10 protein-coding genes are annotated in these 16,724 nt (G+C 63.9%); 4 read left to right on the top strand and 6 right to left on the bottom strand.

Going from position 1 to position 16,724, the window contains the following annotated elements; genetic code table 11:
* Positions 1–124: 124 nt before the first annotated feature.
* Positions 125–1,822, top strand: coding sequence for a long-chain-fatty-acid--CoA ligase FadD1 (fadD1, locus tag ACODS5_RS17915; protein WP_489109292.1), 1,698 nt, complete (start codon positions 125–127; stop codon positions 1,820–1,822).
* A 68-nt stretch (positions 1,823–1,890) separates the two neighbouring features.
* Here fadD1 and ACODS5_RS17920 read toward each other — a convergent pair whose 3' ends face one another.
* A complete protein-coding gene (locus ACODS5_RS17920) occupies positions 1,891–3,198 on the bottom strand; it encodes an NAD(P)/FAD-dependent oxidoreductase (RefSeq protein ID WP_489109293.1) in 1,308 nt (435 codons plus the stop codon).
* A 26-nt stretch (positions 3,199–3,224) separates the two neighbouring features.
* The gene (locus ACODS5_RS17925; protein WP_489109294.1) at positions 3,225–4,589 is read right to left on the bottom strand and encodes a glutamine synthetase family protein; all 1,365 of its coding nucleotides are present in this window, start codon (positions 4,587–4,589) and stop codon (positions 3,225–3,227) included.
* Positions 4,590–5,384: 795 nt separating this feature from the next.
* Between ACODS5_RS17925 and hrpA the strand changes: the two genes are divergently transcribed.
* Positions 5,385–9,290 (top strand): ATP-dependent RNA helicase HrpA, encoded by a 3,906-nt coding sequence (gene hrpA / locus ACODS5_RS17930; protein WP_489109295.1) that lies wholly within the window; start codon positions 5,385–5,387, stop codon positions 9,288–9,290.
* 219 nt (positions 9,291–9,509) lie between these two features.
* Entirely contained in the window at positions 9,510–10,631 is a 1,122-nt protein-coding gene (locus tag ACODS5_RS17935; RefSeq protein WP_134691028.1) for a beta-ketoacyl-ACP synthase III, read from the top strand.
* A gap of 181 nt (positions 10,632–10,812) precedes the next feature.
* Here the strand turns inward: ACODS5_RS17935 and ACODS5_RS17940 are convergent, their stop codons facing one another.
* A complete protein-coding gene (locus tag ACODS5_RS17940; RefSeq protein ID WP_489109296.1) occupies positions 10,813–12,057 on the bottom strand; it encodes a putative porin in 1,245 nt (414 codons plus the stop codon).
* A 239-nt stretch (positions 12,058–12,296) separates the two neighbouring features.
* On the opposite strand from ACODS5_RS17940, the gene ACODS5_RS17945 reads away from it, so the two are divergent.
* Positions 12,297–13,424: a GNAT family N-acetyltransferase gene (locus ACODS5_RS17945; protein WP_489109297.1), complete on the top strand. Its 1,128-nt coding sequence runs from the start codon at positions 12,297–12,299 to the stop codon at positions 13,422–13,424.
* A 50-nt stretch (positions 13,425–13,474) separates the two neighbouring features.
* Here ACODS5_RS17945 and ACODS5_RS17950 read toward each other — a convergent pair whose 3' ends face one another.
* The 3 genes from ACODS5_RS17950 to ACODS5_RS17960 are packed head-to-tail and all read right to left on the bottom strand — an operon-like array spanning position 13,475 to position 16,722.
* Positions 13,475–15,307, bottom strand: coding sequence for an ABC transporter ATP-binding protein (locus tag ACODS5_RS17950; RefSeq protein ID WP_489109298.1), 1,833 nt, complete (start codon positions 15,305–15,307; stop codon positions 13,475–13,477).
* Positions 15,308–15,358: 51 nt separating this feature from the next.
* A complete protein-coding gene (locus ACODS5_RS17955) occupies positions 15,359–15,916 on the bottom strand; it encodes a peptidylprolyl isomerase (RefSeq protein ID WP_489109299.1) in 558 nt (185 codons plus the stop codon).
* Positions 15,910–16,722: an alpha/beta fold hydrolase gene (locus tag ACODS5_RS17960; RefSeq protein WP_489109300.1), complete on the bottom strand. Its 813-nt coding sequence runs from the start codon at positions 16,720–16,722 to the stop codon at positions 15,910–15,912. Before ACODS5_RS17960 ends, ACODS5_RS17955 begins: the two co-directional genes overlap by 7 nt.
* Positions 16,723–16,724 lie beyond the last annotated feature (2 nt).

Below are 16,724 nucleotides of genomic sequence, written 5' to 3' on the forward strand. Positions count from 1 at the left end.
TTGGCAAAGCTGTTACTCTCGGCGCGCTTTCAGATGATTCGGTTTGCAATGAACCGTCATCCCATATCAATAATAAGCGCATCGACGCGTACCGAATTCGCTGTTGCTGAAGGAGCGGGCTTCCATGATCGAACATTTTTGGAAGGATAAGTACCCAGCCGGAATTACGGCGGAAATCAATCCTGACGAATTCCCCAATATCCAGGCGGTGCTCAAGCAATCCTGCCAACGCTTTGCCGACAAACCGGCCTTTAGCAACCTGGGCAAGACCATCACCTACGGCGAGCTGTATGCCCTGTCCGGCGCCTTCGCCGCCTGGCTGCAACAGCACACCGACCTCAAGCCTGGCGATCGCATCGCCGTGCAACTGCCCAACGTCCTGCAGTACCCGGTCGCCGTGTTCGGCGCCATGCGTGCCGGACTGATCGTGGTCAACACCAACCCGCTGTACACCGCCCGCGAGCTTGAGCACCAGTTCAACGACTCCGGGGCCAAGGCCCTGGTGTGCCTGGCCAACATGGCGCACCTGGCGGAAAAGGTGGTGCCCAAGACCCAGGTCAAACACGTCATTGTCACCGAAGTGGCCGACCTGTTGCCACCACTCAAGCGCCTGTTGATCAACAGCGTGATCAAATATGTGAAGAAAATGGTCCCGGCCTACAACCTGCCGCTGGCCGTGCGTTTCAACGACGCGCTGGCGCTGGGCAAGGGCGGGGCGGTCACCGAGGCCAATCCGCAGCCCAACGATGTTGCCGTGCTGCAGTACACCGGCGGCACCACCGGGGTGGCCAAGGGCGCCATGCTGACCCATCGCAACCTGGTGGCCAACATGCTGCAGTGCCGCGCGCTGATGGGGGCCAACCTGCACGAAGGTTGCGAGATCCTGATTACCCCGCTGCCGCTGTACCACATCTATGCCTTCACCTTCCATTGCATGGCCATGATGCTGATCGGCAACCACAACGTGCTGATCAGCAACCCGCGCGACTTGCCGGCCATGGTCAAGGAGTTGGGCAAGTGGAAGTTCAGCGGCTTCGTCGGCCTGAATACCCTGTTCGTGGCCCTGTGCAACAACGAAGGGTTCCGCAACCTCGACTTCTCCTCGCTAAAGATCACCCTGTCCGGTGGCATGGCCCTGCAGTTGAGCGTGGCCGAGCGTTGGAAGGCGGTCACCGGCTGCGCCATCTGCGAAGGCTACGGCATGACCGAGACCAGCCCGGTGGCGGCGGTGAACCCGAGCGAGGCCAACCAGGTCGGTACCATCGGCATTCCGGTGCCGTCCACCCTGTGCAAGGTCATCGACGACAACGGCCAGGAACTCCCCCTGGGTGAGGTCGGTGAGCTGTGCGTGAAGGGCCCGCAGGTGATGAAGGGTTATTGGCAGCGTGATGAAGCGACGGCCGAGATCATCGACAGCGAGGGTTGGCTGAAGACTGGCGATATCGCCCTGATCCAGGCGGACGGCTACATGCGGATCGTCGACCGCAAGAAGGACATGATCCTGGTCTCGGGCTTCAACGTGTACCCCAACGAGCTCGAAGACGTGCTCGCGGCCCTGCCGGGCGTGCTGCAATGCGCGGCCATCGGTATTCCCGACGAGAAATCCGGCGAGGTGATCAAGGTGTTCATCGTGGTCAAGCCGGGCATGACCCTGACCAAGGAGCAGGTGATGGAGCACATGCGCGCCAACGTTACCGGCTACAAGGTGCCCAAGGCCATCGAGTTCCGCGATGCCTTGCCGACCACCAACGTCGGCAAGATCCTGCGTCGCGAGCTGCGTGACGAAGAGCTGAAGAAGCAGGGCCTGAAAAAAATCGCCTGATCTGCAGCCTGCTTTGGGATTGAAACATGGGAGCGGGGCAAGCCCGCTCCCATTTTACGTTATGAAGCTCAGCGCAGCTTCTCAAGCATCTGGTAGTACCACATTCCCGCCGCCAGCAGCGGATTGCCCAGCAAGTCGCCCATCGGTACCTTGATGTGCTTGCATGCCGCGAAGGTATCGAACTTCTCCAGCGTCCCGGTCAAGGCCTCGGCCATGATCTCGCCCATGATGTGGCTGGTGGCGATGCCGTGCCCGGAGTACCCCTGGCAGTACCAGACATTGTCCGACAGCTTGCCCAGTTGCGGGATGCGGTTGACCACGATGCCCATGGCGCAGCTCCACTGGAATTCGATCGGCACGCCCTTGAGCGCCGGGAAGGTGCGCTCGATGCACGGGCGCAGTTCGCCCTCTATGTCTCGTGAATCGCGCCCGGAGTAGTTGGCGCCGCCGCCGAACAGCAGGCGTTTGTCGGCGGTCAGGCGGTAGTAGTCGAGGACGAAGCGGCAGTCGTAGACAGCCAGATCCTGCGGGTTGATCTGTTCGGCCAGCTCGCCCAGCGGCGCGGTGGTGACGATGCCGCCCATGGCCGGGAAGATCTTGCCTTTGAGTTGGCGTTTTTCCAGCTTGTGGTAGACGTCGCCGGCCAGCATCACCTGGCGTGCCTCGATGCGCCCGTTGGCGGTAACCACGGCTGGGCGGGGGCCGTGGATGATCTCCAGCACTTCGGAATTCTCGAACAGCAGCGCGCCGAGGCCATGGGCGGCGCGGGCCTCGCCCAGGCACAGGTTGAGCGGATGCAGGTGCAGGTTGCGGCGGTTCTTCAACGCGCCAAGGTACAGCGGGCTTTGCAGGTGCTGTTGCATGGCGTCGCGATCAAGCAGTTGCACCAGGTCGCCCATGCCGCGGCGCTGGGCTTCGGCCTCGAAGGCGCGTAGTTCGGTCATGTGCGAAGGTTTCATCGCCGCGTGCAGGTGGCCGTGCTTGAGGTCGCACTGGATGCCGTAGCGTTCGACGCGCTGTTCGATGATCTGGTGGCCGCGCCAGCGCAGGTGCCAGATGAAGTCGTCCACCTCGGCGCCCAGGCGGTCGCGCATCTGCGCGCGCATGGCCTCGTCGCCCGACAGACTGCCGGTAACCTGGCCACCGTTGCGCCCACTGGCGCCCCAGCCGATGCGGTTGGTCTCGACGATGGCAACCTTCAGGCCACGTTCGGCCAGCTCCACCGCAGTGGCCACGCCGGTGAAGCCGCCGCCGATGATCGCCACGTCCACCTGCACTGTGCCTTTGAGCGTGGGGTATTCGGTCGCGTCATTGAGGGTGGCGCTGTAGTAGGACGGCGCGCGCTGGGCCGGCCCGTTGTTGACTGCTGCGTTCATGGGTGTTCCTTGTTGTAGTTCGTCTGTCAGGCCTGGTGCAGGTACCAGCGCCAGTCCTGTTCGCCGACTTCGGCCATGAACTGGCGGTACTCGGCGCGCTTGACCTTCAGGTACACGCCGAGAAAGGCCTCGCTCAGCGCCTCCGGGGCCCAGGTCGACTGTTCCAGGGCCTCCAGGGCAGTCAGCCAGTCGGTGGGCAGGTACTCGCGGGCCTGGGCATAGCCGTTGCCTTCGACCGGCGCGCCGGGATCGAGCTGTTCGCGGATGCCCTGGTGCGCGGCAGCAAGTATCGCGGCGGCGGCCAGGTATGGGTTGGCGTCGGCGCCGCAGATGCGGTGCTCCACATGCCGGCTGTTGGCCGGGCCGCCGGGCACGCGCAGGCTCACGGTGCGGTTGTCCACGCCCCAGGTCGGCGCCAGCGGGGCATAGCTGTTGGCCTGGAAGCGGCGGAACGAGTTGGCGTTGGGGCAGAACAGCAGCAGCGACTCACGCAGGTGGCGCAGCATGCCAGCCACCGCCTGGCGCAACAGTGGGGTGCCGGCCTTGTCCTCGCTGGCGAACAAGTTGTTGCCGGCGGCATCGGCCAGGCTCAGGTGCATATGCATGCCGGTGCCGGCCAGTTGCGCGAACGGCTTGGCCATGAAGCAGGCCTGCATGCCGTGGGCGTTGGCGATGCCCTTGACCAGACGCTTGTAGCGCACGGCCTGGTCCATGGCCTGGAGCGCATCGCCGTGCTCCAGGGTAATTTCCACCTGCCCCGGGGCATACTCGGAGATCGCCGTGCGCACAGGGATGTCCTGGGCCTTGCAGGCAGCATACAGATCGGCAAGGAACGGTTCGATCTGCTCCAGCTCGCGCAAGCCATAGACCTGGGTATCGCGTGGGCGGCCGCCGTCGCTGTCCAGCGCCGGCTGCGGGCGGCCCTGGCTATCGCGCTGCTGGTCGAGCAGGTAGAACTCCAGCTCGCAGGCCATCACCGGGTGGAAGCCATCGGCCTTGAGGGCGTCGATCACCCGCAGCAGCACATGACGCGGATCCGCCACGCTGGCCGGCAGGCCTTCGCTGGGGTGCATGCTGACCTGCACGGCGGCGGTCGGCACCCGGCGCCAGGGCAGACGCACCAGGCTGCCGTCCAGCGGGTAGGCCCGGCAGTCGATGTCGCCGACGTCCCAGACCAGACCGGAGTTTTCCACGTCGTCGCCATTGAGGGTCAGGCCGAGGATGGTGCTGGGCAGCGGGCGGCCACTTTCGTACACGGCCAGCAGTTCGTCGCGATGCAGCAGCTTGCCGCGGGGCACGCCGTTGGCGTCGAGGATGAACAGTTCGATCAGGTCGATATCGGGGTTGTCGGCCAGGAAACGCCTGGCTTGCTCGGCAGGGGCAAAGTGCATGGTGGATTCGCTCTGGGGCACACGGGACCGCCGCGCAGGTGGGCGGTCAGGCTGAGTCAATCGGCCAGTGGTGGCCGGGTCGGGTCAGGAGTGCGTGAGCGAAGTGTCCGGTGGGCGCGCGTGACGGCAATGCCACAGCGCCCAGAACGCCAGGATGATATGGACCAACGGATTTTCACCGGCACGGGCCCGGGCCTTCGGCAACGAAGGGTGGGGCAGCGGGCGGGCGATCATCGGGTCGGGAAGCATCCCTGGATACTCACATGGCCTGTAAGGTTGATTAAAGCAGTGAATGGCGACGTTCATTCCAGTGGGCGCTAAACATTGGCAAGGTTTGCCCGCCGCTTCGCACGAGCTTAGGAAGCTGCCCACAGCTTTAGCGGACCCGGGCTAATTTGCAGGGCCAGGGCCAGCGGTGAAAGTCGCTAAGTTCTGCAGGATAGGCAGCGACAGGCACAGCCATGCAAGCACAAAGGACTTATCAGGTAGGTCGACTGGGCATGCCGGTCAAGGTGCATCAGGTTTCTTCTTTATATCGTCTTCAACGTCACGGGGATTACCGCCTGTAATCAACTGGGTGAAGAACAGTTCCTGCAACTTGATGGTATTGGCTGGTCAGCTTTTTTCGTGGCAATTGCTACCCCGTTGTTGTTCAAGCGCTCCCGCTATTTCGAGCGTGACCGCGACTGAACGGCGGGCACAGGCAGCATCGATTTCGCAAATCTGCGACAATCGCGCCTCTTACGCCTGCCGATCATGAAAAAGCAGCATTCGCCTGCATCATTAAAAAGCCCCATGACAGACCACGCCATCGACCAACTGCTGAACAACCTCGACCACGCCATGATCGCTGACCGCCATCGGTTGCGTCGGCAATTGCACGAATTGCGCAAGCGCCCCGACGAGGGCAAGCTCGCGCAGTGGGTGGAAAAGGTCCAGGCGTCCTGCGCCCAGGTCACCGCGCGCCAGCGGAGCGTGCCGAGCATTCGCTACGACGACAACCTGCCCATTGCCGCCAAGCGCGACGAGATCAAGAAGGCCCTGGCCGAACACCAGGTGTTGGTGATCGCTGGCGAAACCGGCTCGGGCAAGACCACCCAGTTGCCGAAGATCTGCCTGGAGCTGGGCCGCGGCAGCCATGGCCTGATCGCCCATACCCAGCCCCGGCGGATCGCCGCGCGCAGCGTGGCGGCGCGGGTCGCCGAGGAGCTGGGCACGCCGTTGGGGGCGCTGGTCGGCTACCAGGTGCGCTTCGAGGACCAGAGCGATTCGAACACCCTGGTCAAGCTGATGACCGACGGCATCCTGCTGGCCGAAACCCAGCACGATCGCTTCCTAGAGCGCTACGACACGATCATCGTCGACGAAGCCCACGAGCGCAGCCTGAACATCGACTTCCTGCTCGGTTACCTGAAGACCCTGTTGCACCGTCGCCCGGACCTCAAGCTGATCATCACCTCGGCGACCATCGACCTGGAGCGTTTCTCCAAGCACTTCGACGGCGCGCCGATCATCGAGGTCTCCGGCCGCACCTACCCGGTGGACACCTGGTACCGGCCGCTGACCAGTGAACAGGACGAGGAGGGCAACCAGGTCGAGGAGGACCTTTCGGTCGACCAGGCGATCCTCGCCAGCCTCGATGAAATCGCCCAGCACGAACGCAGCCAGGGCAAGGGCCCGGGCGATGTGCTGGTGTTCCTGCCGGGCGAGCGCGAGATCCGCGATGCCGCCGAGATCCTGCGCAAGGCTCAACTGCGCCATACCGAGATCCTGCCGTTGTATGCGCGGTTGTCGCCGGCCGAACAGCAGAAGATCTTCCAGTCCCACAGCGGGCGACGCGTGGTACTGGCGACCAACGTCGCGGAAACCTCGCTGACCGTGCCGGGCATTCGCTATGTGATCGACAGCGGCACTGCGCGCATTAGCCGTTATAGCTACCGCGCCAAGGTCCAGCGCCTGCCCATCGAGGCGGTGTCCCAGGCCAGCGCCAACCAGCGCAAGGGTCGCTGCGGCCGGGTCGAGCCGGGCATCTGCATTCGCCTGTACAGCGAGGAGGACTTCAACGGCCGGCCGGCGTTCACCGACCCGGAGATCCTGCGCACCAACCTGGCCGCGGTGATCCTGCAGATGCTGCACCTGCGCCTGGGCGCTATCGACGCCTTCCCGTTCATCGAGCCGCCGGATGGCAAGGCCATCAGCGACGGTTTCAACCTGTTGCAGGAGCTCTCGGCGGTCAACCGCGAGAACCAGCTGACCCCGCTGGGCCGTCAGTTGGCGCGCTTGCCGATCGACCCGCGGCTGGGCCGCATGCTGCTTGAGGGCGCGCGCCAGGGCAGCTTGCAGGAGGTGTTGATCGTCGCCTCGGCGCTGTCGGTGCAGGACCCGCGCGAGCGTCCGCCGGAGCGCCAGCAGGCCGCCGACCAGGCCCATGCGCAGTGGAAGGACGTCGATTCCGACTTCGCCGCGCTGGTCAACCTGTGGCGCGGATTCGAAGAGCAGCGCCAGGCACTGACCGCCAACCCGCTGCGCAACTGGTGCCGCAAGAACTTCCTCAACTACCTGCGCCTGCGCGAGTGGCGCGACGCCCATCGCCAGTTGTCACTGATCTGCCGTGAACTGCAATTGGCGGTGAACAAGGAGCCGTGCAACTACCAGCCGCTGCACAAGGCCATTCTCAGCGGCCTGCTCAGCCAGATCGGCCAGAAGACCGAGGAAGGCGACTACCAGGGCGCACGCCAGCGTCGTTTCTGGATTCACCCATCCTCGGGTATTGGCCGCAAGCGCCCGCAGTGGGTGATGGCCGCTGAGCTGGTGGAAACCACCAAGCTGTACGCGCGCGTGGTGGCCAAGATCGAGCCGGACTGGATCGAGCCGCTGGCCAGCCACCTGATCAAGAAGAACCACTTCGAGCCGCACTGGGAGAAAAAGCGCGGCCAGGTGGTGGCCTACGAGCAGATCACCCTGTACGGGCTGATCCTGGTCGGCCGGCGCCCGGTGCATTTCGGCCCGATCGACCCGGCCACCTCGCGTGAGCTGTTCATCCGCGAGGGCCTGGTTGGTGGCGAAATCCAGTCGCGGGCCAAGTGCCTGGCGGCCAACAAACGCCTGCTCGAACAGCTCGACGAGCTGGAGGCCAAGGCCCGCCGGCGCGACATTCTCGCCGATGAAGAAACGCTGTACGCCTTCTATGAAGCGCGCCTGCCGGAGGAAATCCACCAGACCGCGACCTTCGACAGCTGGTACCGCACGAACAGCCAGAAGGACGCCAACCTGCTGATCATGCGCGAAGAGGACGTGCTCGCCCGCGAAGCCAGCGAGGTCACCGCCGCGCAGTACCCAGACCATCTGCAAGTGGGCGAGCTGCGTCTGTCGCTGAGCTACCACTTCGAGCCCAACCACCCGCGTGACGGGGTGACCGTGCGGGTGCCGGCGCCGCTGCTGCCGAACCTGCCGGGCGAGCGCCTGGAGTGGCTGGTGCCGGGCTTGCTCGAGGCCAAGTGCATCGCCCTGGTGCGCAACTTGCCCAAGGCCCTGCGCAAGAACTTCGTGCCGGTGCCGGACTTCGTCAAGGCGGCGCTGGCGCGCATGAGCTTCGGCCAGGGCGGGTTGCCGCAAGCATTGGGCCAGGAGTTGCTGCGCATGACCGGCGCGCGGGTGTCCGATGAGGCCTGGGCCGAGGCCGCCAGTCTAGTGGAAGGCCACCTGCGCATGAACATCGAGGTGGTCGACGCTCAGGGCAAGTTCCTCGGCGAGGGCCGCGACCTGGCCGAGCTGACCGCGCGCTTTGCCGCCGCCAGCCAGGCCGCGCTGGCCCTGCCGCGCACCGACAAGGCCGAGCAGCCGGTGCAGGCCAAGGTCTTCGCCGAAGTGGCGCAGACTGCCCAGCAGAAGATCGCCGGGTTGTCGATGACGGTCTATCCGGCGCTGGTCGAAGACAACGGCACTGTGCGTGAGGGGCGCTTCTCGACCCAGGCCGAGGCCGAATTCCAGCACCGTCGCGCCTTGCAGCGCCTGTTGCTGCAACAGTTGGCGGAGCCGGCCAAGTTCCTGCGCGGCAAGCTGCCGGGGCTGACCGAGCTGGGCCTGTTGTATCGCGAGCTGGGCCGGGTCGAGGCACTGGTGGAAGATATCCTGCTGGCCAGCCTCGACAGTTGCGTGCTGGAGGGCGAGGCGGTGCTACCCCGCGATGGCGCCGGCCTGGCGTCGCTGGCCGAGCGCAAGCGTGGCAGTTGGGCCGAGCATGCCGAGCGTCTGGCACGCCAGACGCTCGAGGTGTTGAAGCTGTGGCATGGCCTGCAAAAGCGCTTCAAGGGCAAGATCGACCTGGCCCAGGCGGTGGCGCTCAACGACATCAAGCAACAGTTGGCCAACCTGGTGTATCCCGGCTTCGTGCGCGAGACACCAAGTACTTGGTTCAAGGAGTTGCCGCGTTATCTCAAGGCGGTGGAACTGCGCCTGGAGAAGCTGGGGGCGCAGGTGCAGAAAGACCGGGTGTGGAGTGGCGAGCTGGCCAATTGCTGGGCCCACTACCAGGCCCGCGCCGACAAGCACGCCCAGGAAGGCAAGCGCGATGAGCAACTGACCTTGTACCGCTGGCTGCTGGAGGAGTACCGGGTTTCGTTGTTCGCCCAGCAGTTGGGGACCAAGGTGGCGGTTTCCGATAAACGACTGAGCAAACAGTGGAGTCAGGTGGAAGCCTAACCTCCCCAAGTTGTGGCAAACTTGCAGGAATTTGCGGCCGCTGTGCGGCCGATCGCGGCACAAGGCCGCTCCTACAGGCGAACGCCGATGCTGTAGGAGCGGCCTTGTGCCGCGAACGAGGGCGCAGCCCTCGCCTCAAAATTGGTACCAAGGTGCCATTAAGTTGCCCTTATTCCGGCCAGCGCCTTGTGGCGATGGCCCCAGACCAGAGGAACGACCGTGCACAACGTCGTCATCAGCGGCACCGGCCTGTACACCCCGGCCCAGAGCATTTCCAACGAAGAACTGGTGGAGTCCTTCAACGCCTGGGCACAGCGTTTCAACCGTGATAACGCCGCCGCCATCGAGCGCGGCGAGGTCGAGGCGGCGCCGCTGTCCGATGCCGCCTTCATCGAAAAGGCCTCGGGCATCAAGAGCCGCTTCGTCATGGACAAGGCCGGCATCCTCGATCCGCAGCGCATGAAACCGCGCCTGCCCGAGCGCAGCAACGACGAGCAATCGATCCTCTGCGAGATGGGCGTGGCTGCTGCCCGCCAGGCCCTCGAGCGTGCCGGTCGCACCGCCGCCGATGTCGACGGCGTGATCGTCGCCTGTTCCAACCTGCAGCGTCCGTACCCGGCCATCGCCATCGAAGTACAGCAGGCGCTGGGCATCCAGGGCTTCGCCTTCGACATGAACGTGGCCTGCTCGTCGGCCACCTTCGGTATCCAGACCGCCGCCAACAGCGTGCAGTTGGGCCAGTCGCGCTCGGTGCTGGTGGTCAACCCGGAGATCTGCACCGGCCACCTGAACTTCCGCGACCGTGACAGCCACTTCATCTTTGGTGATGCCGCCACCGCCGTGCTGATCGAACGGGCCGACCTTGCGACTTCCAAGCACCAGTTCGATATCGTCAGCACCAAGCTGCTGACCGCGTTCTCCAACAATATCCGCAACAACTTCGGCTTCCTCAACCGCGCCGCCGAAGAGGGCATCGGTGCCCGCGACAAGCTGTTCGTGCAGGAAGGTCGCAAGGTGTTCAAGGAAGTCTGCCCGATGGTCGCCGAGCTGATTGGCCAGCACCTGGCCGAGAACGACCTGCAACCGTCGGACGTCAAGCGCTTCTGGCTGCACCAGGCCAACCTGAGCATGAACCACCTGATCGTCAAGAAGCTGCTGGGCCGTGAAGTGGCCGAGGAAGATGCGCCGGTGATCCTCGATCGCTATGCCAACACCAGTTCGGCCGGTTCGGTGATTGCCTTCCACCTGTACCAGGATGACCTGGGCCAGGGGGCGCTGGGTGTGCTGAGCTCGTTTGGCGCGGGGTATTCGATCGGTAGCGTGGTGCTGCGCAAGCGCTGAGGCTTGTAGCGCCTGTACCGGCCTCTTCGCCAGCAAGGCTGGCTCCTACAGGTGGACGCGATCCTTGCAGGAGCCAGCCTTGCTGGCGAAGGGGCCGACGCATTTCAAAAAGGCAAAAAAAGGCGGGAAATGCCGGATGGGGTCGGCATTTCCCGCCTGAGCAACGCAGGGGAGCGACTGCTTAGAACTTGGCTTCCAGGTCCACTTGCAGCGTGTCTACATCGGCATTGCTGTTCGGCAACTGCGACAGGTCGGTCTTGGCCATCAGGTAGGCCGCGCCCAACGAGAAGTTCTTGTCGATTTCGTAACCCACCTTGAACTTGTGGCCGCGTGAGCCGGTGAAACCTGCGCCGAAGTCGGAGTCGGTGAACAGGCTGACCACGGCGTTGCGCTGCACATCGCGATAGTTGTAGTCCAGGCTCCAGGCGCCGAGCTTGGTTTTCACGCCGGCCAGCCAGGCCTTGTCTTCGCCGTCGGTGCTTTCGGTGTTCTTGACGAACTGGCCATAGGCCGAGAGCGGGATGGCGAAGCCGGTGAAGTCCACCTGGCCAAAGCCTTCCACCAGGTTGAACTCGTCGGTGGTGTTGCCGAAGCTGCGCAGCACGGCCGACTTCTTGTCGTTGTCGAAGCCGTAGATGCTGCCGCCCACGGTGACCTTGACGGTATCGGCGGCATTGAACTTGGTGCCCAATTGGCCGTGGTACAGCTGTGCGTCATGCTTGAACTGCACGCCGTCGCCGTCGACGTTGTCCTTGAGAGTGTAGTGGCCGGCGCTGCCGAACAGCTCGGCGGCACCCAGGTTGGTCTTGTAGGTGACCGCCACGCCTTCAGGGTTGATGTCGCTGTCCCAGATGACGTCGCCCATGCTCACCCATGGCTGCATCATCTTGCCGCCGATCAGGTGCAGGTTAGGCACGGCGGTCGGGTGCCAGTCGAGGTAGGCGAGGTCGACCCACAGCGATTTCTTGTCGAAGTAGTTGTCCAGGCTCTGGTTGGTCGAGCGGGCGTCCGAGCTGCTGCCGGTGGCCACGCGGATACCGGCGTCGACCTGCGGGTTGATCTCGCTGTAGAAACCGACCCGGGCGCGCACGCGCTCGCGGTCCTGGTTGCCGCTGCGGCTATTGGGGTTGTCGACGTTGACGTCTTCGTAACGCAGGCGCACATCACCCTTGATCTGGGTCTTGGCGGCCCATGCCACTTTTTGTTCGAACGAGCTCAGACGCTCGGACTGGGCTTTCTGGTCGGCCTTTTCCTTGGTTTCCTTTGCCAGGTCGCCCTGCAGTTCGTTGTACTGCGCCTGGTTGATCGAGCCATTGGCGCGGAGCATTTCGAGCAGCTTGGCGTCGACAGCAGCACTGGCCGGAGTACTCAGAGCCAGCATCATGCCGGTGAGGCTCACTCCAGTAAGTGTAGAAACAAGACGCATAAGGTTCTCCCTGTTGGAAAAAGTGGGGAGGCTCAAGCGCCCGCCCCCAAGTTGGCATGTCTTCGGAAAGGGCCTGACTAGACAGGTTCTGGGGTTCCGGAAAACAGGCGCAAGTATTGCGGGGGTGGATGACAGAATAATGTCTAAACAGTGGCACTGTTGTTAAGTAAGCGGCCTGTCATTTGAGTGTCGCCGGCGACTTGGCAATACTGGCACTCTCTCTTCAGCGAGTTGCAAACGTGATCAGCCTCCACAGCCTTGCCCATCTGCGCGACCTGCCGGCGACCACCTGGGATGCCCTGGTGCCCGTTGCCCAGCCGTTCCTGCGCCATGCCTTTCTCACGGCCATGGAAGACAGCGCCAGCGTAACCCCCGACACAGGGTGGGCCGCCGAGCATCTAGTGCTGGAGCGCGACGGTGAAGTGCGCGCGTTGCTGCCGGCGTACCGCAAGTGGCATTCGTTCGGTGAGTACGTGTTCGATCATGGCTGGGCCGATGCCTGCGAGCGGGCCGGCATCGCCTACTACCCCAAGTTGCTCGGCGCCGTGCCGTTCAGCCCGGTGAGCGGGCCGCGGCTGCTCACCGCCGACCCGGCCGATGGCCTGCTGCTGTTGCAGGCGATCCCGGAGTATCTGGGCAAGGGAGGGCTGTCCGGGGCACACATCAACTTCACCGACTCCGCGCTGGATGAGGCCATTGGCGCTTTGCCAGGCTGGATGGAACGCCTGGGCTGCCAGTTCCACTGGCGCAACCCCGGCTACCGGGATTTCCAGGATTTTCTCGACAGCCTCAGCTCGCGTAAGCGCAAGCAGATGCGCAAGGAGCGCGAGCAGGTGGCGGGGCAGGGCATCGACTTCGCCTGGTACCGTGGCGAACAGTTGAGCGAGGCGCAGTGGGATTTCGTCTACCGCTGCTACGCCAACACCTATGCGGTGCGGCGCCGTGCGCCGTACCTGACCCGGGCATTCTTCAGCCTGGTCGCCGAGCGCATGCCAGAGGCCATCCGCGTGGTGATCGCCCGGCAGCGGGGGCGGGAGGTGGCGATGGCGTTCAGCCTGGTGGGGGGCGACCGCTTATATGGTCGCTACTGGGGTTGCCTGGACGAATTCGACCGGCTGCATTTCGAGACCTGTTTCTACCAGGGCATGGACTTTGCCATTGCTGAAGGCCTGCGACGTTTCGATGCCGGGGCCCAGGGCGAGCACAAGCTGATTCGTGGGTTCGAGCCGGTGATCACGCACTCGTGGCATTACCTGCTGCACCCAGGGTTGCGCCGGGCGGTGGAAGAGTTTCTGGCGCAGGAGCGGGTGGGGGTCCGGGCGTATGCCGAAGAGGCGCGGGGGATGTTGCCTTATCGCCAGGTTTGACTGCCTTTGCGCAAGCCCGCTCCCACGAACACCCGCCCATTAACCCGGCGTCAATCGACGCCGACGAACCCTCCGGTCTGGTGATGCCACAACCGCGCGTACAACCCGCGCTGGGCCAGCAACTCACTGTGGCTGCCGCTCTCGACGATATGGCCCTTGTCTAGCACGATCAGCCGGTCCATCCGGGCGATGGTCGACAGGCGGTGGGCGATGGCGATCACCGTCTTGCCCTGCATCAAGGTTTCCAGGCTCTCCTGGATCGCCGCTTCCACCTCCGAGTCCAGTGCCGAAGTGGCTTCATCCATGATCAGGATCGGTGCATTTTTCAGCAGCACCCGGGCAATGGCGATGCGCTGGCGCTGGCCGCCGGACAGCTTCACCCCACGCTCGCCGACATGGGCGTCGAAACCGCTGCGGCCCTGGGCATCGGACAACTGCGGGATGAACTCGTCGGCCCGGGCCCGGCGCACCGCTTCCCAGACTTCTTCGTCAGTGGCGTCGGGGCGACCGTATAGCAGGTTGTCGCGGATCGAGCGGTGCAGCAGCGAGGTGTCCTGGGTGATCATTCCGATCTGCGCGCGCAGGCTGGCCTGGTTGACCTCGGCGATATCCTGGCCATCGATGAGGATGCGTCCGGCCTGCACGTCGTACAGGCGCAGCAGCAGGTTGACCAGGGTCGACTTGCCGGCGCCGGAGGGGCCGATCAGGCCGATCTTCTCGCCCGGACGGATGTCCAGGTTAAGCGCGTCGATCACCTGGTTGCCCTTGCCGTAGTGAAAGCCCACATGCTCGAAGCGCACACCGCCGTGCCTGACCTTGAGCTCCGGCGCCTGGGGTTTGTCGCTGACGCTGACCGGCTGGGCAATCGTCTGCAGGCCGTCCTGGACCATGCCGATGTTCTCGAAGATGCCGTTGACCACCCACATGATCCAGCCCGACATGTTGACGATGCGTATCACCAGGCCGGTGGCCAGGGCGATGGCACCGACGGTGATGGATGACTGGCTCCACAACCACAGGGCCAGGCCGGTGGTGCACACCACCAGCAAGCCGTTGAGCGAGGTGACGACCACATCCATGCTGGTGATCACCCGCGCGGCCAGCTGGGTTTTCTCGGTTTGTTCGCTGATCGCTTCGCGGGCGTATTGCTGCTCGTAGTCGGTGTGGGCGAACAGCTTGAGGGTGGCGATGTTGGTGTAGCCGTCGACGATACGCCCCATCAGCTTGGAGCGGGCGTCGGAGGAGATCACTGAACGTTCCTTCACCCGCGGCACGAAGTAGTACAGCGCGCCGATGTAGCCGGCGATCCACACCAGCAACGGCACCATCAGCCGCCAGTCGGCCTCGGCGAATAGCACCAGGGCGCTGATGGCGTAGATCAGCACGTGCCACAAGGCATCTACTGACTGTACCGCCGAATCGCGCAGCGAGTTGCCGGTCTGCATGATGCGCTGGGCGATGCGCCCGGCGAAGTCGCTCTGGAAGAAGTTCAGGCTCTGCTTGAGCACGTAGGTGTGGTTCTGCCAGCGGATCAGGCTGGTCATGCCTGGGCTGATGGTCTGGTGCACCAGCAGGTCGTGCAGGCCGAAGAACACTGGCCGCAATATCAGCACCACCACCACCATCCAGGTCAGCTCGGCGCTGTGCTCGCTGAAGAAGTTAGCGTTGGGGGTACCCTGGGCCAGGTCGATGATGCGGCTCAGGTAGCTGAACAGCGCCACCTCGATCAGCGAGGCGACCAGACCGACGATCAGCAGGGCGAGGAAGCTCGGCCAGACCTGACGCAGGTAGTAGAGATAGAAGGGCCAGACTTTACCGGGAGGCGCCTCGCTGGGCGCCTCGCGGAAGATATCGATCAGTTGCTCGAAACGACGGTACAGCATGGGTGACAAGACTCCTGTGTGACCCGACCCACGTCCCTGTGTGGTGCGTGGTCAGTCGATGCGTTTGGCCGACTTGATGTACACCGGGTCGGCCGGGACATCGCGCATGCCTTTCTTGACGGTGGTCGGCGAGTTGACGATCTGGTCGACCACCTCCATGCCCTTGGTGACCTTGCCGAACACCGCGTAGCCACGGTCGCGGCCCGGGTTGAGGAAATCGTTGTCGGCGACGTTGATGAAGAACTGGCTGGTGGCCGAGTTCGGGTCGGAGGTGCGCGCCATCGACAGGGTGCCGCGGGTGTTCTGCAGGCCGTTGCTGGCTTCGTTGCGGATCGGATCCTTGGTGCTCTTTTGCACCATCTGGTCGGTGAAGCCGCCGCCCTGGACCATGAAGCCCGGGATCACGCGGTGGAAGATCGTATTGTCATAGAAACCGCTGTCGACATACGTCAGGAAATTTTTCGTACTGATGGGCGCTTTTTCAGCATTCAGCTCGATTTCGACCTTGCCGAAGCTGGTGACCAGTTCGACGTGCGGGGTCTTGTCGGAGGCCATGGCGCTGGCGGCGAAGGCGACCGAGCAGGCAGTGAGCAGAAGTTTTTTCAGCATGGGCTCAAAGATCCTTGAGAGGTGGAAGCGGCTGCGAGGAAGTGCAGCAGGGTCTGGTTGAAGACCTCGGGTTGGTCCAGGGGGGTAGCGTGCCGTGAATCGGCGATCACCGCCAGCCTGGCGTTGGGCATCAGGGCGACGTAGCGCTCTTTCAGTGGTATCGGTGTGTAATCCTGGTCGGCGGCGATCACCAGGGTGGGACAGTGGATCTGGCCGATGCGTTCCTGCACGCCCCAGTCGACGATGGCGTCGAAGCTCTTGAGATAGGCGCGTTTGTCGTTGCGTGCCCAGCGCTCGGCCATCTTGCGCCGCAGCTCGGCTTGCTGCGGCTTGGGGAACAGCCGCGCGGCCAGGCCTTTGCCGACGGTCTCGACACTGAGCAGGCGTGCCAGGCCCCAGCGCTTGAGCCACCACAGCCAGTCGCTCGGGGTACGGCGCTTTACTTCAGGGGCACTGTTGACGATGCACAGGCTGCGTAGCCAGTCGGGATGGTCGACGGCGAATTGAAAGCCGAGCATGCCGCCCATGGACAGGCCAACAAAATGCACCGGCCCACTGCCCAAATGCTGGAGCAGGGCCAGCAGGTCTTCGCTGAAGGTCTTGATCTGGTAGCCCCGGCGCGGCTTGGACGACTGCCCATGGCCGCGTATGTCCATGAGGATCACCCGGTAGTGACGGCTGAACTCCGGTACCTGCAACTCCCAGTCCTGGCTGCTCGAGCCCAGCCCGTGCAGCAGTACCAGGGGTTCGCCCTGGCCGTGTTCCTCGTAATGCAGCAGGCATCCGTCGTGTTCGAAACAGGCCATGG

This window comes from Pseudomonas sp. FG47, assembly GCF_057809115.1.